The organism is Pseudomonas tolaasii NCPPB 2192, assembly GCF_002813445.1.
Taxonomy (GTDB): Bacteria; Pseudomonadota; Gammaproteobacteria; order Pseudomonadales; family Pseudomonadaceae; genus Aquipseudomonas; species Aquipseudomonas tolaasii.
Map to the genome: position 1 here is coordinate 152,906 of NZ_PHHD01000001.1, position 18,797 is coordinate 171,702.

General features: G+C 60.7%; 19 protein-coding genes. 9 read left to right on the forward strand and 10 right to left on the reverse strand.

The annotated features are described in order from the left end of the window. Nucleotides 1-14: 14 nt before the first annotated feature. Nucleotides 15-1,079: an imelysin family protein gene (locus ATI14_RS00735; protein ID WP_016971139.1), complete on the forward strand. Its 1,065-nt coding sequence runs from the start codon at nucleotides 15-17 to the stop codon at nucleotides 1,077-1,079. A gap of 2 nt (nucleotides 1,080-1,081) precedes the next feature. After that, complete coding sequence (locus ATI14_RS00740) at nucleotides 1,082-2,179, forward strand: DUF1513 domain-containing protein (RefSeq protein WP_026083001.1); 1,098 nt, start codon at nucleotides 1,082-1,084, stop codon at nucleotides 2,177-2,179. Between the two features lie 205 nt (nucleotides 2,180-2,384). Here the strand turns inward: ATI14_RS00740 and ATI14_RS00745 are convergent, their stop codons facing one another. The 5 genes from ATI14_RS00745 to colR all read right to left on the reverse strand — a co-directional run bounded on the left by ATI14_RS00745 (nucleotide 2,385) and on the right by colR (nucleotide 6,155). Then, nucleotides 2,385-2,612, reverse strand: coding sequence for a hypothetical protein (locus ATI14_RS00745; RefSeq protein WP_016971141.1), 228 nt, complete (start codon nucleotides 2,610-2,612; stop codon nucleotides 2,385-2,387). Then, nucleotides 2,609-3,328 carry a lipopolysaccharide kinase InaA family protein gene (locus ATI14_RS00750; protein ID WP_016971142.1) on the reverse strand — a complete coding sequence of 240 codons (720 nt, stop codon included), beginning with the start codon at nucleotides 3,326-3,328 and terminating at the stop codon, nucleotides 2,609-2,611. Before ATI14_RS00750 ends, ATI14_RS00745 begins: the two co-directional genes overlap by 4 nt. 4 nt (nucleotides 3,329-3,332) lie before the next feature. Further along, nucleotides 3,333-4,013, reverse strand: coding sequence for a class I SAM-dependent methyltransferase (locus ATI14_RS00755; RefSeq protein ID WP_016971143.1), 681 nt, complete (start codon nucleotides 4,011-4,013; stop codon nucleotides 3,333-3,335). Nucleotides 4,014-4,201: 188 nt separating this feature from the next. After that, complete coding sequence (locus ATI14_RS00760) at nucleotides 4,202-5,482, reverse strand: sensor histidine kinase (RefSeq protein ID WP_016971144.1); 1,281 nt, start codon at nucleotides 5,480-5,482, stop codon at nucleotides 4,202-4,204. Beyond that, complete coding sequence (gene colR, locus ATI14_RS00765) at nucleotides 5,472-6,155, reverse strand: two-component system response regulator ColR (RefSeq protein WP_003175870.1); 684 nt, start codon at nucleotides 6,153-6,155, stop codon at nucleotides 5,472-5,474. The genes ATI14_RS00760 and colR overlap by 11 nt, the downstream gene beginning before the upstream one ends. A gap of 249 nt (nucleotides 6,156-6,404) precedes the next feature. Here colR and ATI14_RS00770 point away from each other — a divergent pair, with 249 nt between their 5' ends. From ATI14_RS00770 to ATI14_RS00780, 3 genes are all read left to right on the forward strand, one after another. After that, a complete protein-coding gene (locus ATI14_RS00770; protein ID WP_016971145.1) occupies nucleotides 6,405-7,103 on the forward strand; it encodes a response regulator in 699 nt (232 codons plus the stop codon). Next, nucleotides 7,093-8,391, forward strand: coding sequence for a sensor histidine kinase (locus ATI14_RS00775; protein WP_016971146.1), 1,299 nt, complete (start codon nucleotides 7,093-7,095; stop codon nucleotides 8,389-8,391). The genes ATI14_RS00770 and ATI14_RS00775 overlap by 11 nt, the downstream gene beginning before the upstream one ends. Nucleotides 8,392-8,649: 258 nt before the next feature. After that, nucleotides 8,650-9,027 carry a hypothetical protein gene (locus ATI14_RS00780; RefSeq protein WP_231124410.1) on the forward strand — a complete coding sequence of 126 codons (378 nt, stop codon included), beginning with the start codon at nucleotides 8,650-8,652 and terminating at the stop codon, nucleotides 9,025-9,027. Nucleotides 9,028-9,102: 75 nt separating this feature from the next. Here the strand turns inward: ATI14_RS00780 and groL are convergent, their stop codons facing one another. From groL to ATI14_RS00805, 5 genes are all read right to left on the reverse strand, one after another. After that, on the reverse strand, nucleotides 9,103-10,752 hold the full coding sequence (gene groL, locus ATI14_RS00785) for a chaperonin GroEL (RefSeq protein WP_016971148.1): 1,650 nt from the start codon (nucleotides 10,750-10,752) through the stop codon (nucleotides 9,103-9,105). Between the two features lie 50 nt (nucleotides 10,753-10,802). After that, nucleotides 10,803-11,099, reverse strand: coding sequence for a co-chaperone GroES (locus ATI14_RS00790; RefSeq protein WP_016971149.1), 297 nt, complete (start codon nucleotides 11,097-11,099; stop codon nucleotides 10,803-10,805). A gap of 247 nt (nucleotides 11,100-11,346) precedes the next feature. Beyond that, the gene (locus ATI14_RS00795; protein WP_016971150.1) at nucleotides 11,347-11,823 is read right to left on the reverse strand and encodes an FxsA family protein; all 477 of its coding nucleotides are present in this window, start codon (nucleotides 11,821-11,823) and stop codon (nucleotides 11,347-11,349) included. Between the two features lie 66 nt (nucleotides 11,824-11,889). After that, a complete protein-coding gene (locus ATI14_RS00800) occupies nucleotides 11,890-12,621 on the reverse strand; it encodes a HugZ family pyridoxamine 5'-phosphate oxidase (RefSeq protein ID WP_016971151.1) in 732 nt (243 codons plus the stop codon). Nucleotides 12,622-12,748: 127 nt separating this feature from the next. Then, nucleotides 12,749-13,756 (reverse strand): DUF481 domain-containing protein, encoded by a 1,008-nt coding sequence (locus ATI14_RS00805; protein ID WP_016971152.1) that lies wholly within the window; start codon nucleotides 13,754-13,756, stop codon nucleotides 12,749-12,751. A gap of 202 nt (nucleotides 13,757-13,958) precedes the next feature. Between ATI14_RS00805 and ATI14_RS00810 the strand changes: the two genes are divergently transcribed. The 4 genes from ATI14_RS00810 (at nucleotide 13,959) to ATI14_RS00825 (ending at nucleotide 18,750) form a co-directional block, all read left to right on the forward strand. Next, the gene (locus ATI14_RS00810; protein WP_231124429.1) at nucleotides 13,959-14,273 is read left to right on the forward strand and encodes an MGMT family protein; all 315 of its coding nucleotides are present in this window, start codon (nucleotides 13,959-13,961) and stop codon (nucleotides 14,271-14,273) included. 43 nt (nucleotides 14,274-14,316) lie between these two features. Continuing rightward, the gene (locus tag ATI14_RS00815) at nucleotides 14,317-15,849 is read left to right on the forward strand and encodes an AmpG family muropeptide MFS transporter (RefSeq protein ID WP_016971154.1); all 1,533 of its coding nucleotides are present in this window, start codon (nucleotides 14,317-14,319) and stop codon (nucleotides 15,847-15,849) included. A gap of 211 nt (nucleotides 15,850-16,060) precedes the next feature. Next, nucleotides 16,061-17,776 carry a proline--tRNA ligase gene (locus ATI14_RS00820; RefSeq protein WP_016971155.1) on the forward strand — a complete coding sequence of 572 codons (1,716 nt, stop codon included), beginning with the start codon at nucleotides 16,061-16,063 and terminating at the stop codon, nucleotides 17,774-17,776. A gap of 20 nt (nucleotides 17,777-17,796) precedes the next feature. Continuing rightward, a complete protein-coding gene (locus ATI14_RS00825; protein WP_016971156.1) occupies nucleotides 17,797-18,750 on the forward strand; it encodes a hypothetical protein in 954 nt (317 codons plus the stop codon). The last annotated feature ends 47 nt before the right edge of the window (nucleotides 18,751-18,797 follow it).

The window sequence follows — 18,797 nt, forward strand, 5'->3', positions numbered from 1 at the left end:
GAAGGGAGCTCGACATGTTCCGTCCCAAGTTGTTGTTCACCAGCCTGGCCGCCCTCGCCCTCGGCGCGTGCTCGCCCCAGGACCCGCAAGCGGTCACCTCGGCGGCCATCGCCAAGCAAGTGATCCTGCCGACCTACAGCCGCTGGGTTGAAGCCGACCGCCAGTTGGCCGTGAGTGCATTGGCCTACTGCCAGGGCAAGGAGAGCCTGGACACCGCCCGCGCCGACTTCCTCCACGCGCAAAAAGCCTGGGCCGAGTTGCAACCGCTGCTCATCGGGCCGCTGGCCGAGGGCAACCGTTCGTGGCAAGTGCAGTTCTGGCCGGACAAGAAAAACCTGGTCGGTCGCCAGGTTGAGCAACTGGTTACCGCGCAGCCGCAGATCGACGGCGCCGCCCTGGCCAAATCCAGCGTGGTGGTGCAAGGCCTGTCGGCCTACGAATACATCCTCTACGACGCCAAGACCGACGTCGCCGACGACGCCCAGAAAGCCCGCTACTGCCCGCTGCTGGTGGCGATTGGCGAGCGCCAGAAAGCCCTGGCCGAAGAGATCCTGGCGAGCTGGAACAGCACCGACGGCATGCTCGCGCAGATGACCAAGTTTCCGAACCAGCGCTACGCTGATTCCCACGAAGCCATCGCCGACCTCCTGCGCGTTCAGGTCACGGCGCTGGATACCCTGAAGAAAAAACTCGGCACACCGATGGGCCGCCAGACCAAGGGCATCCCGCAGCCGTTCCAGGCCGATGCGTGGCGCAGCCAGTCGTCCCTGCAAAGCCTGGAGGCCAGCCTCGCCGCGGCCCAGACCGTGTGGGTGGGCGTTGACAACAAAGGCCTGCGCGGCCTGTTGCCGGCCGAGCAAAAGCCCTTGGCCGACAAGATCGACGCCGCCTACGCCGCGTCCCTCAAACTGTTTGCCAGCAACCAGCGCACGCTGAATGAATTGCTGGCCGACGACGCCGGGCGCCAACAGCTCAACGACCTCTACGACAGCCTCAACGTGGTCCACCGCCTGCACGAAGGCGAACTGGCCAAAGCGCTGGGCATCCAACTGGGCTTTAACGCCAACGACGGTGACTGATGATGCTCAGGCGACAGGCTTTGGCGGTTGGCAGCGCGTTACTCAGCGCGCTCACTTTGGGTGGCTGGACGCTGTTTAAAAGCAAGGACAGGGGCCCGCTGCTGCTGTCGGCGCGCGATGATGCCGATGGCAAACACTACGCTGTGGGCTTTCGCCTGGACGGCAAGCAGGTGTTTGCCACCCAGGTCGGCCAGCGCTGCCACGACATCATCAACCACCCGACGCTGCCGATTGCGCTGTTTGTCGCCCGTCGCCCGGGCACCGAGAGCTACTTGATCGACCTGCGCGATGGCGCGCTGTTGCAAACCATCACCTCCCACGCCAATCGCCATTTCTATGGCCACGCGGTGATCCACAAGAGCGGTGACTGGTTGTACACCACCGAAAACGACACCTCCGACCCCGGCCGTGGCTTGCTCGGTGTGTATCGGTTCGAAGGCGAGAGGCTGGTGCACAGCGGGGAGATTTCCACCCACGGCATCGGCCCGCATCAGGTGTCGTGGATGCCCGACGGCGAAACCCTGGTGGTGGCCAACGGCGGCATTCGCACCGAAGCCGAAAGCCGGGTGGAAATGAACCTCAACGCCATGGAGCCGAGCCTCGTCTTGATGCACCGCGACGGTACCCTGATCAGCAAGGAAACCCTCGGCCAGCAGATGAACAGCGTGCGGCATATGGGGATCGCCAGCGATGGCACGATCCTCACCGGGCAGCAGTTCATGGGGCCGTCCCAGGAGCGTTCCGAGCTGCTTGCGATCAAGCGACCGGGGCAGCCGTTCGTGGCATTTCCCGTCGCCGATGAGCAGTTGCAGGCGATGGGGCATTACACCGCCAGTGTTGCGGTGCACAGTGAATTACGCCTGGTGGCGTTGACGGCGCCACGTGGGAACCGGTTTTTTATCTGGGACATGGACAGTGGCGAGTTGCGCCTGGATGGCCCGCTGCCGGATTGCGCCGGCGTGGGCGCGGTGGCGGACGGGTTTGTGGTCACTTCGGGCCAGGGCCGCTGCCGGTACTACGATTGCCGCCAGAAGCCGTTGATGGCCAAGCCGCTGGAGTTGCCGGCAGGGTTTTGGGACAACCACCTGCACCTGGTTTAAAACGGACCCGCTTGTCTGTGGGAGCTGGCTTGTGTGGGAGCTGGCTTGCCTGCGATGCATTCACCTCGGTGTATCAGTTGCACTGCCGCGACGCCATCGCAGGCAAGCCAGCTCCCACCTTTAACCGGTTAGGATGCACACGCAAAATCAGGGCAAAAAAAAGGGCCTCGCATCGCAAGGCCCTTCTCGGGGGGTTTGAATCTGTTCAACTCTGCGGCCTCATGCCTTGCGACATCCCAAACATGAACAGCAACAGTTCATGATCGGGTTTGACCGCCACACTCGCCTTGGCAACGCGCGGCAGCGGGCATTGCCCACCGCCTTGCGCCGCCTGCAGCACTTGTGTGCGAGGCAGTTCCCACGCAGCCAGGGCGAGGGCTGAAATGCCCAACGCCGCGACCAGGAACAAACCTCGTGCTATTTCTAGCTTCATCTGGTTAAACCCTTGATAGCGCTGCCAAACGCCGTCTCGTAAAAGTAGCTGAGTTTTTTCCAGTCAGTGTCGTTCCACGACGAATGGCGGCGCAATTGCAGCATATCGTGGGAAGCGGCCCGATAAGCGGTCAGGCGCTGGCGGCACTTTTCAAAATCCAGCAGCGCCACTTCCACATTGGCCGAGTCGCCCTCGCCCGTCACCCGTACAAAGATGTGCTTGATGTACAGGCAACCGTGCTGCCAGCGGCCTTTGTGCATACGCGCCAGGGTGCCGGCCAATTCCTTGAGCACACGCTCATGCACCAACTCGCCGTATTGCTCACGGCCACCTGCGGCGTACCAGTTTTCGATCTCGTCGAAACCGTCCAGCGACGCAGTCACCAGCAAGGCTTTCCACTGGTGTTCAGGGTCGGGGCGCGCGCCGCAGAACACCAGTTCCGGAACACGCACATCCAACGACCGCAAACCCTTGAGGGCATCGCGCTCGCGCAACACCGTCGGGCGCCCGAACGGGTGAAGCCAACTGCGGTAGATATGCCCGGTCTGACGCTTGCTGTAGAGCAATCGACCATTTGGGCTGGTTACCCGCTGTACACCGCTTTCGCCACCGCGCCGACGGTTGGGCTCCTCGACCCAATCGCCTTGAAGGCGCCAGAAAAAATCAAATCGTTCTTCGGGAGCTACATGACTGCCTACTACGCACTCAACTGCCATCCTGTTACCTCTTACGCAATACATAGACTCGCCACATGGCGTAGAGCGGCATGAAGTCCAGGGATTCCTGAACACGGAAACCGGCCTGCTCAAACTCTGCCTCGACAGTAGCAGCCGGTAACACAAACCGGTTTTGGTAACCTTCCTGCTCACCTTTCTTGCGACGTTTTACTTCGGCACGCTTGCGTTTCCAGGCTTTGAAATTGCCATCGACCCACAACGAAATGATCACACTGTCACGGGTAACGCGCTGGAACTCCCCCAGTATCGCCAGTCTGTGCTCAGGATTACCAATGTGGTGCATCAAGCGCATGCAGAAAATGCTGTCGACCGAGTTATCTGGCAAATCGATATCAAATGCAGAAGTCTGCAAAGGACGTACCCGTTTGACCACGTCCGCAGGCTGGGCGGCAGTTGCCACCTTCAGCATCGACGCCGAATTGTCCGCGCCGATGATCACCCGGTTGGGTTTCTCGGCCAACAATGGCCAGAAACGACCGGCGCCGCAAGGCAGGTCCAGTACCAGGCCCGGCTCACCCGCCATGGCCAGTGCGCCACGTGCCAATTGCTCGTCGCGTTTGTGGGACAGCCGGCGAGCCAGATTGTCCTGATGCTTGAGCAAATAATTCTGCGCGTGCTGATCGTCGTACTTGTCAGAAAATTCGAGCTTGGTCGGGGTAGACATCAACGGATCTCCAGTTGCTGATGCCTACAACCTTAAGCAGCGAACTGTGATCAACAGGTCAACTCGTTGTGAAAAACTTGTCCTGTCCAATCGTATACATTTCAAGACTTTACAGATACAAGCAATAGCATGGGGCCATCTTCGCCGAATTGCGGTGATTTCTGGCAGGATAACGGCAGGCCTCCCGGTCAGGGTTTGATCTGGCTCAACTCCACGTGGAAGCGGCAGCCATTGGGTTCCATGGTGCTCAAACTGACGCTCCAGCCCTGGCTTTCACAGATCCGTTGCACCAGCGACAACCCTAACCCCAATCCGTCACCGCGCTTTTCGCTGCCACGCACGAAGGGCTCGAACATCGCTTCACGCTTGTCTTCCGGAATGCCGACGCCGGAGTCTTCCACCACGAAACCACTGGGTTCCAGGGTCAGGCGGATAAAGCCCTGTTCGGTGTAGTGCAAGGCATTGCGCAGCAGGTTACCCATTACCGCGTGCAGGAAGGTGGTGTTGTAGCGTGTATCCAGAGGGTTCCCCGGCAGATAAATCAGCTCGAGGCCCTTTTGCTCGATGGGATCGCGCCAGATCCCGAGCAAATCTTCAGCCACCTGGGTCAGGCTCACTTGCGGCGACATGGCCGCGTCATCGTGCTTGGCGCGGGCCAGCATGAGGAAGGTTTGCACCAGTTCGCGCATTTCCTCGCACGCACGGGCGATGCGCTGCACCTGGTTGCGGCCCCGCTGGTCGATGGCCGGGTTTTCCAGCAACAACTCGCAGGAGCTGGCCAGCACCATCAACGGGGTGCGCAACTCGTGGCTCACATCGCTGGTGAACATCTGCTCACGATTCAACGCCTGGCGCAGGCGGCCCAGGGTGGCGTCGAAGGCCACGGCCAGTTCACCGACTTCATCCGCGGCATAATCCGGCGCCAAGGGCGGGGCCAGGCCGAGCAATTGGTCGCGATGCCGCACCTGGCGGGCCAGACGCACCACCGGCGCCATCACCTTGCGCGCCAGCACCCAGCCGAGGAACACCGCCAGCGCCAGGCTCAGTACAAAACCCACCAGCACCACGGCAAACAGCACGCGCTCGCGCTCTTCGAAATCACTTTGGTCTTGCAGCAGCACATACCGCCGGCCGTCCACCACTTCAACCATGGCGTGGTACGACAGCGCTTCGCGAAACACCTCATGGAAGCCCGGTTCCAGATGCCGCAAATCCTTGGGCAACTCGAAATCGCCGGGGCCACCGCTGAAATAGAACAGTTGGTCCGGCTCGGGCCGGTGGTTCCAGTCCTCGACACTGTCCATCAACAGCAGGCGTTGCAAGTCACCGCCAAGGCCTGCCGAAATCAACTTTTCTTCTACAAGGTGCACCGTCGCGACAATGCCCATGGCGAACGCCCCTGCCACCAGCGCACTCATCAACGCGAAGGCGATGATGATCCGCTGGGCAAGGCTTTGCTTAAACTCCATCACGACCCTCGGCCAGGCGATACCCTACGCCGTGCACGGTTTGCAGCAGTGGCTTGGCGAACGGTTTATCGATGACCTGGCGCAATTGGTGGACGTGGCTGCGCAGGCTGTCGCTGTCCGGGCAATCGTCGCCCCACAGCGCTTCTTCAAGAATTTCCCGGCGTAATACGTGCGGGCTTTTTTGCATCAACACCGCCAGCAGCTTCAGGCCGACCGGGTTGAGCTTGAGCAGGCGCCCTTCGCGGGTGACTTCGAGGGTATCCAGGTCATAGCTCAGATCACCGACTTGCAGCGCGCGGCGCCCGCCACCCTGGGCCCGGCGCAGCACGGCTTCGATGCGTGCGGCCAGCTCCGACAGGGCGAAGGGTTTGAGCAGGTAGTCATCGGCGCCGGACTTGAAGCCCTGCAGCCGGTCATCCAGTTGGTCGCGGGCGGTGAGCATGATCACCGGCGTGTCGCGACGGGCGTCTTCGCGCAGGCGTTTGCACAGCGTGTAGCCATCAATGCCCGGCAGCATGATGTCGAGCACGATCAAGTCATAATGCTCGGTGGCGGCCAGGTGCAGGCCCGACAAACCGTCCTGCGCACAGTCCACGGTATAACCCTTTAACCCCAGGTAATCGGCCAGGTTGGCCAGAATATCGCGGTTGTCTTCAACCAATAGAATTCGCATGGGCAGTGTCTCCGTACGCGGTAACGGCCGTGTTGGCTCGCGCAGCTTAAGGCCAAGTGTGGCTCAGGGATAGACCTTGAGGAGGCATCGATAAGGGTTTTCAACCGATTTTTGGGTTGAACGAGATTTTCACTATAGCTTCACAAACTGACGACAGTGTCAGGGCGAAAATCGCCGACCTCACCCTTGCCTGCGCGAGGCTCAGGGCGTAACACTTGCGCCCATCCTCCGGCGACGGCTTTACTGTTCATGTCCGACACCCTGCTGCTGATTGAAGATGACCGCCCTCTCGCCGCACTGACGGCCGAGTTTCTGCGCGCCGAAGGCTTTACCGTCGCGGTGGAGCATCGGGGCGACCGCGCCGCCCAGCGCATCCTCGATGAAAAACCGGCACTGCTGATTCTGGATGTGATGCTGCCGGGCATCGACGGCTTCACCCTGTGCCGGCAGATTCGCGACCGTTACCCCGGCCTGATCCTGATGATGACCGCGCTGGATGAAAACGCCGAGCAACTCACCGGGTTCAACCTCGGGGCGGACGATTACGTGGTCAAGCCCGTCGACCCGCTGCTGTTGCTGGCGCGGATCCGCTCGTTGCTGCGCCGCCACCCGCAAGCCCCGCGCGTTTATTACCAATGGGGCGGGTTTCGACTGGACCTGAACAGCCATTTCGCCTGGCTCAATGACACGCCCTTACAGTTTTCGGTGGCCGAGTTCGAGTTGCTGGCGATCTTCGCCCGCCATTGCGGCGTACTGCTGACCCGGGAAAGACTCCTGCAAAGTTTGCGCGGTCTGGAATATGACGGCCTCAACCGTTCCGTGGATATGCGCGTCTCGCGCCTGCGCAAAAAGCTGATGAGCCTGGAATGCCCGGTGACCATCCAGACCATCACGGCTCAGGGCTATTTATTTGTCGAGATCCCGCAGGAGGCGCCGAATGCTGTCTAAGGTGCGCCCCTGGATGGTCGCCGTCGCAGCCACGGGCTGGGCGGGCCTGACCCTGTATCTGCTGTGGCTGTGTGCCAATGCGTCGGTGTTCGTCGGCCAGGACAGTTTTTTGCGTTTGATGGCCGGGCCCGGCTACCTGGTGGCCGAGCAGCTCAAGGGCGTGCCTGCCGACCAGCGCGAAGCGCGCATGCGCACGCTGCGTGCGCACTTCCAGTACCCGGTGCATCTGGTGACGCTGGATGAAGTGGTGTTGCCGCCGGAAGCGCTGGTCATGCTGGAACATCGGCAACCGGCCCTGAACAGCGACGAGGATGTTTCCTACTTCCCGCTCGACGACAAAACCCTGATCCAGTTCGGCCCGATGTGGGGCACGGCCGAGGTCAAGGACCTGCTGAAATTCCCGGTTTACTGGCTTACCGCCGCCGTCGCGGGCCTGCCGGTACTGCTGCTGATCGGGCTGGGCATTCGCACGCACCGCCGTCGCCGACGCGACCTGAACACCCTCAATGGCTGCCTCGCGACACTGGCGCGCACACCCAACGCCATGCTGCCCGCCATGGGCAAGGAATGGACGCCGTTGCTGCTGACCCTGCAGCAGCACGCCCAGGACATCAGCGCCATGAACGACCGCCATCGCGAAGTCTCCCAGGCGGTCTCCCACGAACTGCGCACGCCGCTGGCACGCATGCGCTTTGCCCTGACGCTGTTGGGAAAAAGCGAAGACCCGCTCACCCGCACCCGGCTGCAAGAGCGCTTGCAAACCGACGTCGAAGAACTCGAGGCGCTGGTGCGCGCCAGCCTCGCATTCGCCCGCCTGGCCAGCGCGCCCACCGACCTGCAGTACGAACCGATAGACCTGCGCGACTGGCTTCATCACGAATTCGCCTTGCTGGACGACCACCACCGGCGGTTGAGCCTTGATACCGAGCCGGCGAACCTTGAGTTGGTCGGCGACCGCGCGTTGCTGCACCTGATCGTGCGCAACCTGCTGAGCAATGCCATTACTTACGCCCGCGACCAGGTGTCCGTGAGCGCTACCTATCACGGAGAGCACCATGTGGTGCTGCATGTGGACGACGACGGCCCCGGCGTGCTCGCGGAAAACCGCGAGAAAATCTTCGAGCCGTTTGTGCGGCTCTCGATGGGTGGCGATGAGCCCGGCGGCTTCGGCCTCGGGTTGGCCCTGGCCAAACGCGCGACCCAATGGCACCGCGGTGAGCTGTCGGTTACCCGCAGCCCGCTTGGCGGCGCGCGAATGAGCCTGGTCCTGCCCCTACGGCCTCGATAATCAGCCTTTTATACGAGAAACTTGTGGCGAGCGGGCTTGCCCCGCGTTGGGCTGCGCAGCAGCCCCAATAAAGGTCACCGCGTATCGTCAGGTAAACCTGCACAGATGGTTTTAGGGCCGCTGCGCAGCCCAACGCGGGGCAAGCCCGCTCACCACAGTGATCAGACCTTACAAAGGCCTGTGTTACAGCCTGTGACAGTGAGGCATTCCCATCTCTCGTAACCTGCGCACCAGAATTTCAGGTTGGAGAGCCCGTTCATGCGTCCCCCAAAAAAGCCTTGGCCACGGCTGATGGTGCCACTGCGCATCGCCGTCATTTCGCTGCTGGCAAACAACGCATTCGCCTTCAGCCAGGCGGTGCCCTACCTGTCCGCCGGGTGCGGCAGCCGTTATTCCGCCAAGCTCAACGCCCAGGACTATTACGCCGGCACCCTGCAACGGCTGGGTATCGTGGTGTACCGCAATTGGGAGCGTCCCAGGCGTGCCTGCTCTGAAAAACTCGCGCACCTGCCTGTCCCTCGCCCACTCGACCAAGCTGTTGCACCGCAACCCCTGGCATTTGTGCCGCATGCCCGACTGACGCTGGCGCGCGGCATGACCTTCAAGAAGCTGCTGAGGCGTCGTTCGATCGGCTGAATCATTAAAAGCCCATAAAAAAACCCCGCCTGCATCACTGCAGGCGGGGTTTTTTATTCGCCGGGTAAGGCTGGCTTACATCATGCCGCCCATGCCACCCATGCCGCCCATGTCTGGCATACCGCCACCGCCAGCCGAGCCTTCTTTCTTCGGTGCTTCAGCGATCGCCGCTTCAGTGGTCAGGATCAGACCGCCGATGGAGGATGCTGCTTGCAGCGCGGAACGGGTTACCTTGGTTGGGTCCAGGATGCCCATTTCGATCATGTCGCCGTACTCGCCAGTCGCAGCGTTGTAACCGAAGTTACCTTTGCCGTTCTTGACTTCGTTGACCACAACGCTTGGCTCGTCGCCGGAGTTGGCAGCGATCTGACGCAGCGGTGCTTCAACAGCGCGACGCAGAACAGCGATACCCACGTCCTGGTCGGCGTTGTCGCCTTTCAGGCCGGTGATGGCTTCCAGAGCACGGATCAGCGCTACGCCACCGCCAGGTACCACGCCTTCTTCAACGGCTGCACGGGTTGCGTGCAGGGCGTCTTCAACGCGGGCTTTCTTCTCTTTCATTTCAACTTCGGAACCGGCGCCAACCTTGATCACTGCAACGCCGCCGGACAGTTTGGCCAGACGCTCTTGCAGTTTTTCACGGTCGTAGTCGGACGAAGTTTCGGCAACCTGGGCACGGATCTGGGTGATGCGAGCCTGGATGTCCTGCTCAACGCCAGCACCGTCAACGATGATGGTGTTTTCTTTGGAGATGGTCACGCGCTTGGCGCTACCCAGGTTTTCCAGGGTGGCGCTTTCCAGGCTCAGGCCGATCTCTTCGGAGATAACGGTACCGCCAGTCAGCACGGCGATGTCCTGCAGCATAGCCTTGCGACGGTCGCCGAAGCCTGGAGCCTTGACGGCTGCGACTTTAACGATGCCACGCATGTTGTTCACAACCAGCGTTGCCAGGGCTTCGCCTTCAACGTCTTCGGAAACGATCAACAGTGGGCGGCCGGCTTTGGCAACGGCTTCCAGTACTGGCAGCATTTCGCGGATGTTGGAGATCTTTTTGTCGACCAGCAGGATCAGCGGGCTGTCCAGCTCGGCAACCATGGTGTCCGGCTTGTTGACGAAGTACGGGGACAGGTAGCCACGGTCGAACTGCATGCCTTCAACAACCGACAGTTCGTTTTCCAGGCCAGTGCCTTCTTCAACGGTGATCACGCCTTCTTTACCGACTTTTTCCATGGCTTCGGCAATGATGTCGCCGATGGAGTTGTCGGAGTTGGCGGAGATGGTGCCTACCTGAGCGATGGCCTTGGTGTCGGCGCATGGCTTGGACAGGCTCTTCAGCTCTTTGACGATGGCGATGGTCGCCTTGTCGATGCCGCGTTTCAGGTCCATCGGGTTCATGCCGGCAGCGACGGCTTTCAGGCCTTCGTTGACGATCGACTGAGCCAGAACGGTAGCGGTGGTAGTACCGTCGCCTGCGTCATCGTTGGCACGGGAGGCAACGTCTTTGACCAGCTGCGCGCCCATGTTTTCGAAACGGTCTTCCAGTTCGATTTCTTTGGCTACGGAAACGCCGTCCTTGGTGATGGTCGGAGCGCCGAAGCTCTTCTCGATGATCACGTTACGGCCTTTCGGGCCCAGGGTCGCTTTTACTGCGTCAGCCAGCACGTTGACACCGGTGAGCATTTTCTTGCGGGCGGAATCGCCGAATTTAACTTCTTTAGCAGCCATGATCGATAATCCTTAAATACTTTGGAGTAACGGAAAAATGAGCGGGAAAATCAGCCTTCCAGTACGGCGAGAATCTCGTTCTCAGCCATCACCAGCAGGTCTTCGCCGTCAACTTTCACAGTGTTGCTGCCGGAGTAAGGGCCGAATACAACCTTGTCACCGACTTTAACGGCCAGAGCACGTACTTCACCGTTTTCCAGGGTCTTGCCCGGGCCTGCAGCGACGATCACACCGTGGTTGGCTTTTTCAGCAGCCGAACCTGGCAGAACTATACCGCCAGCGGTTTTCTTTTCTTCTTCGCTGCGCTTGATAACGACGCGGTCGTGCAGAGGACGAAGCTTGCTCATTGTCGATCTCTCCTAATTGTGTTTTTCATCGGCCGGTGTCAGTACCGGCAGGTTGTATTCCGGCTGTGCCGGTCGCGTCTCGTCAGGCAAGACGCTGAAGTCTGTCCGGTGTCGCCACCAGAAACCTTGCGGTGACCGTTACATAAGGGCGCATAAGCTTATTACAAGGGGCCGAGACGGAAATTTTTTGTGCCCGCCGGGCGGTAAATGCAGCACGGCACCCGAAGGTGCCGTGCCGGTGCAGCGGTTATTTGCTGTCGCGGTGTTCGAATTCGCCCTCGATCACGTCGCCTTCACGCCCCAGCGGCTGGCGCGGAGCCGGACCGCCACGGGGTTGCAGGTCGTCGGCGAACGCGCGCTGGCGAATGGCGGCCTCTTCGGCACGCTGGCGCATCTTGCCCGCCAGCAGCTTGCGGGTGACCGGCAGCAGCATGACCAAACCCACCACGTCGCTGATAAAGCCCGGCAAAATCAGCAAGCCCCCGGCCAGGGCCATCATCAGGCCTTCGAGCATGGTCTGGGCGGGCAATTCGCCGCGATTCAGGCTTTCACGGGCACGCAGTGCCGTGGCCAGGCCGGCGACACGCAGCACCAGAACGCCGAGCATCGAGCCGAGAATGATCAACAGCAGCGCCGGGAAAAACCCGATCGCACTGCTGACTTGTACGAATACGAACAGCTCCAACACCGGAAACAGCAGAAAGAGCAATAAAAAAGGGCGCATCAAAAGGTTCCTCAACGCAAGAATGCCTTGCCAGTCCACCTTAGATGACGTCGCCATTTCGTGAATTCAAGCGCTGGCAGGCTCTTTTTTCGGCCAGACCTCGGCGTGAGCCAATGAAACCAGGGCTTCGCGGACTTGTGTCGGCGTGTTGCAAGACTCTGCAAACGGCAACCAATATAAGGATTGTCCGATACGCAAGTGCATGCCTTCGCTGTCGATACCGGCCAGTTGTGCCGGCTCGGTGGTCGGCAAACCGGTGAGTTCGACGTAGTGGGCGATGGCCTTGGCGTGGTCGCTGTTCATGTGTTCGATCATGCTGCGTTCGGCCTTGCCCGCGAATGGGTTGGCCAGGGTCAGCTGATCCACCCAGTGGATCGCACCAAAACCGCCGATGTAGCGGTGGCGTACCGGTTTGAGCACCCAGAAATCGAAGTCGTGGGCCTTGTGGTAGTTGGCGGAATCGGGGAAATAGCGGTAATAACGCTCGGCGGCGGCTTCAATCGCGGCTTCGCCCCCGATCTTTTCGGCTTCGGCCAGGTAAGTCAGGCGCCCTACCGCTTGCACGTCATCGGCCTCGCGCTCGCCGACCAGCAATGAACACTTGGGGTCTTTTTGCAGGTTATGAGTGTGCTGGGCGATGCGGCTGATCAGGATGACCGGGCGGCCCTGCTCGTCGAGGCAATAAGGCACGACCGAGCCGAAAGGAAAGCCGGGCATGGCTTTGGACAGTGTGGAGAGAGCCCCACGGTATTCCTTGAGCAACAGCTCTCGGGCGTTCTTGGCAACGTGCGCGCTCAACGTATGACTCCTCGGGTATCCGGCCGCCCACACCATATGGGAATGGATCTCAACACAAGGTAATCAATATCTGCGCAGGTTGCCAGAGGCCGCCCGGCAGGTTTTGCCGGGCGTTGTTGCAGAGGGGTTACCAGGCCACGCCAAAGCCTGCGGTGTAGCGGGTCTTGTTCAAGCTGCTTTGAGATTCGCCATTAATGATGTCGCGCTCGGCCTTGAGGTTGAGCGAGGCCCATTCGGTGACTTTGTAGCGCAGGCCCATTTCCGCATCCAGGGAATAGTCGGCCGGGCCGGCAAGCGGTTTACCCAATTCACCATTAGTGAAAAACTCCACGGTCTTACCCACCAGATAGCGGTTGTAGCTCCATTTCATGGCCAGGGAGTAGAAGTTGGATTTGCGGTCGTCGGAATACTGGTAATCGGTGCGGTTCAGCAGCGAACCGAGGGAGAACGCGCCCAGCTCATCGTCCCAGAACTGATAGCCCGGGCCGGTACCGACCGTGCGCTGGCGCGACAGGTCTTCAACCTTGTCACGCTTGTAAGTCAGGCGACCCTGCCAGAACCAGTGTTCGGTGATGAAGCGGTCCAGGTCATATTCCAGCGCCCAGTTGTCGGTGGTGGTGACGTCGTCCTGGAATTCGCGGTTGTACTCACCTTGAGCCGTGTGGCGCCACTGGCCGTGGCGGGCGGTGGTCTTGAAGTCGATGTCGTAATCGTTGGTGTCTTTGTCGGCGCGCTTGTAGTCCAGCGCCAGGTCGACATTGCCCTTCCACACCAGGTCTTCGATCACAGGCTTGGGCTTGATGATCTGCTGAATACTCGCCAACTCCACGGTCTTGGGCGCTTCGCCGTTGGCCAGCACCACTTTGCCATCATCCGCCGCCTTGAGGGATTTGGCCTTTTCGCCCGTGTAGGCATCCTGCTTGACCAGCAACTCCTGATCGCTTTCCAGGGTCTTGACCTGCTTCCAGTCCACCGGAATGGCGCCGGCGTAATCGGTCTGGATCAACAGCTTGCCGCCGTCGAAGAGCTTGATCTTGCCGGTCAGGCGGTCGCCGTTCTTCAACCAGACGGTATCGGCCAGCAAGGGCGTGGAGGCGCTGAAAACAGCAAGGCACAGCAGGGTTCTGGACAACATAAGCAGATCGGGGCTCAAGTTTTGACAAAAAAGGCGCCATTATCGTGTTAGATAACGTCTGAGCAAGGACTGACTCAGGGATTTGTATTGAGTTCAGTGCCGTCTGCGATATTTACAGACGTTTCTCACAAAAATGCCGACGATCTCAACGGATGTGCCCACAGTGAATCAACCCGCCGAAACCCCGCAAACGCCCGCCGAAATGCGCCGCACGGCGCTGTACCTGACCTTGGCGCAGGTACCCGAAGGCTGCGTGGTGAGTTACGGCGAGCTGGCGCACCTGGCCGGGCTGGGCCGCGCGGCGCGCTGGGTGGGGCGCATTCTGAGCCAGCTTCCGGAGGATACCCGGCTGCCGTGGCACCGCGTACTGGGTGCCGGTGGTCGGATAAGTCTGCCGGTGGGCAGCGCCTCGGGGGACGAGCAACGTGCGCGTTTACGCAGCGAAGGTGTCAGTATCCTGAACAATCGCGTTGATATTCAGCGTCATGGCTGGCGCCCGGTAGAGCACAGCGGTTAGAGTGCGCGCTTTGTTTCCGCAAATCTGAGGCAGACTCCAGCCCATGCCCCGTAAAACCTGGCGCGCCGCGCTCGCCGCCTATGCCAGCCCTTCGACGTTAGTCTTGTTGTTGCTTGGTTTCGCCGCTGGCTTGCCTTACATGTTGGTGTTCTCGACGCTTTCCGTATGGTTGCGCGAGGCCGGTGTGGCTCGCGAGACCATTGGTTATGCAAGCCTTATCGGCCTCGCTTATGCCTTTAAATGGGTCTGGTCACCGCTGCTCGACCAATGGCGCCTGCCATTGCTCGGCAAACTGGGGCGGCGTCGTTCGTGGCTGGTGCTCGCCCAGACGCTGGTGATCCTCGGGCTGATCGGCATGGGCTTCTGCGACCCGCAAAAGCACCTGTCCTGGCTGATCGCGATTGCCGTCATCGTCGCCTTCGCGTCTGCCACTCAAGACATCGCGGTGGACGCCTACCGCCTGGAAATTGCCGATGACAGCCGCCAGGCCGCCCTCGCCGCCAGCTATATGTCCGGTTATCGCATTGCCGCACTGCTCGCCACGGCCGGCGCGCTGTTCTTTGCCGAAGGTTTCGGCTCGACCGGTTTCAACTATAAACACTCGGCGTGGACCGGCACTTACGTGCTGTTCGGCGTGCTGATGATTCCGGCGCTGCTGACCACTCTGTTCATGCGCGAACCCAACGTGCCACTGCGCACGCAGTTGCAGGCCGGGCGTTACAGCTTTGCCCATCAGTTGGTCTCGGTCTTTGTACTGATCGTGTTGCTGGTGTCGGTACCGGCCATGTTCACCCAGTTGTACAACACCGATTTCGCCAGCGTGTTGTTCCACGGCGTGAGCTTGTGGGAACTGCTGATGGAAGACCGCGCCTTTCTGCGCGCCATTCTCTATATCCTCCTGACCACGCTGTGCCTGTCGACCATGGGCCGCCGCGGCCTGGCGCCGGTGCTGACGCCGGTCAACGACTTTATCGTGCGCTACCGCTGGCAGGCCCTGCTGCTGCTCGGGCTGATTGCCACCTACCGCATGTCCGACACGGTAATGGGCGTGATGGCCAACGTGTTCTACATCGACCAGGGCTTCACCAAGGACCAGATCGCCGGGGTCAGCAAGATCTTCGGCCTGATCATGACCCTGCTCGGCGCGGGCATGGGCGGCCTGCTGATCGTGCGTTTCGGCATCTTGCCGATCCTGTTTATCGGCGGTGTGGCGTCGGCGGCAACCAACCTGTTGTTCGTGATGCTGGCCGACATGGGCCCCGACCTGCAGATGCTGATCTTCACCATTTCCCTGGACAACTTCAGCTCGGGCCTGGCCACGTCAGCGTTCGTCGCCTACCTGTCGAGCCTGACCAACCTCAAGTTCTCCGCCACCCAATACGCGCTGCTCAGCTCCATCATGCTGCTGCTGCCACGCCTGATCGGCGGCTATTCGGGGGTGATGGTCGAGAAGTTCGGCTATCACAACTTCTTCCTGATCACCTGCCTGCTGGGTGTACCGACGCTGTTCCTGATTGCATTGCACTGGTTCCAGGAAAGCCGCCGGATTCGGTTGAATCCTCCACAAGAAGACTGACACGACTCGATCAATGTGGGAGCTGGCTTGCCTGCGATGCAGACGACGGGGTGTATCTGATACACCACGGTGATCCCATCGCAGGCAAGCCAGCTCCCACAAAAGCCCTGCGCCAACAAAAACACCCCACAACCTCACGCCTGTACTCCAGCGGCAACCGCCCGTACAATCCAGAGTCATTTCAAGTCCAAGCAACCGACAACGGCCTACCATGCGTACCAGTCAATATTTGCTCGCCACACAGAAAGAAACGCCTTCCGACGCGGTTGTGATCAGCCATCAGCTGATGCTGCGCGCCGGCATGATCCGCAAACTGGCCTCGGGCCTGTACACCTGGTTGCCCATGGGCTTGAAGGTGATGCGCAAGGTCGAAGCCATCGTGCGTGAAGAAATGAACGCCGCCGGCTCTCTGGAAGTGTTGATGCCGAGCACCCAACCGGCTGAGCTGTGGCAGGAATCCGGGCGCTGGGAAGAGTACGGCCCTGAGCTGCTGCGCTTCAAGGACCGTCATGGCCGCGATTTCTGCGCCGGCCCGACCCATGAAGAAGTGATCACCGACCTGATGCGCAACGAGCTGAGCAGCTACAAGCAGCTGCCGCTGAACCTGTATCAGATCCAGACCAAGTTCCGTGACGAAATCCGCCCGCGTTTCGGCCTGATGCGCGGCCGCGAATTCATCATGAAGGACGCGTATTCGTTCCACGCGGACCAGCCGTCCTTGCAGGTCACCTACGACCGCATGCACACCGCCTACTGCAACGTGTTCACGCGCCTGGGCCTGAAATTCCGCCCGGTTGAAGCCGACAACGGTTCCATCGGCGGTGCCGGTTCCCACGAGTTCCACGTGCTGGCCGAGTCCGGTGAAGACGATATCGTGTTCAGCAACGGTTCCGACTACGCGGCGAACATCGAGAAAGCCGAAGCCGTGCCACGGGAAACCTCCCGCGCCGCACCGGCTGAAGAGCTGCGCCTGGTCGATACCCCAGACACCAAAACCATCGCGGCCCTGGTGGAGAAATTCAATCTGCCGATTGAAAAGACCATCAAGACCCTGATCGTGCGCGCCGAAGAAGAAGGCAAGCTGATCGCGCTGGTGATCCGTGGCGACCATGAGCTCAACGAAATCAAGGCTGCCCAGCAACCTGGCGTGGCCAGCCCGCTGGTCATGGCCACCGATGCCGAACTGCGCGACGCCATTGGCGCCGGTGCAGGGTCCCTCGGCCCGCTGAACCTGCCGCTGCCGATCATCATCGACCGCTCGGTCGAGCTGATGAGCGACTTCGGTATCGGCGCAAACATCGACGACAAGCACTACTTCGGCGTGAACTGGGAGCGTGACCTGCCGGTTCCGACCGTGGCTGACCTGCGCAACGTGGTCGCCGGTGACCCAAGCCCGGATGGCAAGGGAACCCTGGAAATCAAGCGCGGCATCGAAGTCGGGCACATCTTCCAGCTGGGCAACAAGTACAGCAAGGCGATGAAGTGCGAAGTGCTGGGCGAGAACGGCAAGCCGATCACCCTGGAAATGGGTTGCTACGGTATTGGCGTATCCCGCGTGGTGGCCGCAGCCATTGAGCAGAACAACGACGAGAAAGGCATTATCTGGAGTGACGCCCTGGCCCCGTTCCAGATTGCACTGGTACCGCTGCGTTATGAAACCGAACTGGTACGCGAAGCCACCGACAAACTGTATGCCGAACTGACGGCTGCCGGCTTTGAAGTGCTGCTCGATGACCGGGACAAGAAAACCAGCCCGGGCATCAAGTTCGCCGACATGGAACTGATTGGCATCCCGCACCGGATCGTGGTCAGTGACCGCGGCCTGGCGGATGGCAATCTGGAATACAAGAGCCGGACCGAAGCCGAAGCCCAACCGCTGCCGGTGGCTGACGTGCTGTCTTTCCTTCAGGCGCGTATTCGTCGCTGAAAACCAGATCAAGAGAAGTCATGTTCAAGCGAAACACCAGAGCCCTGGGGGGCGCCGCCTTGTGCGGCGCCCTGCTGGTCAGCGGCTGCGCCAACCAGATGTCGCAACGCAGTGAGCACGAGGAACGGGTCGAGCGCAAATTGCTCGACCACAGCCTGCAGATCGATGTAGGTGAACCCAAAGTGCTGGAATTGCCGCAACGCCGGGTTCGCATTCACGAGCAGAAGACCTTTGAGGTCACTGAGTTCGAAGTCACCCGCCGTTACGATCGTTACACCCCTTACCAACCCTGGCGCAAACTCTATGAGATGCCCCTGGGTGCGGTCGCCCTGGTGGCGGGCGCGGGGGCTAACGTGGCGAACATCTTTGCCCTCGGCAACCTGCCCACCAGCATGACCCGCGACTGGCTGAGCTACGGCGTGGACGGCATCAACCCGTTCATGAACGTGCAATCCCACGGCCGTGCGCAGCAGAACCTGGCGGGCATCGATGAAGTCCAGCGCGACAAGCGCACGGAGTATTCGAGCCTGCCCTGGAGCGAACGCCCGGTACAGGTTACCGCCGGCAAACAAACCTTCGACCTGACCACCGACCGCGACGGCGTGCTGCGCCTGAACCTGCTGGACAGCCCCTTTGCCGAGCACGACCTGAACCGCATCACCACCTTGAAAATCAGCGTGGAAGACGGCCAGGACGATGTGCATTCGGATTCGACCCTGGCCATCAGCAACACCCTGCGCGGCAAGTTGCTGGAAGCCCACGGCCTGATCTACGACGACCTGGAAGACGACGAAGTCAACCAGTGGGTGCACCGGGTCAAGCGTCTGTCTGAGCTGGGTCTGGAAGAGGAAGCCAGCGAGCTTGAGCAAAGCCTGATCGAACTGACCCGCAATGATCCGGAATTGCAGCAGGAGTTTCTGCAGGCGCTGACCAAGGATGCGGGGCGACTGGTGGCGGACCCCGGCGCTCGCTGAGGTTTTGGCAACACCGTAATACAACGGTGGGAGCTGGCTTGCCTGCG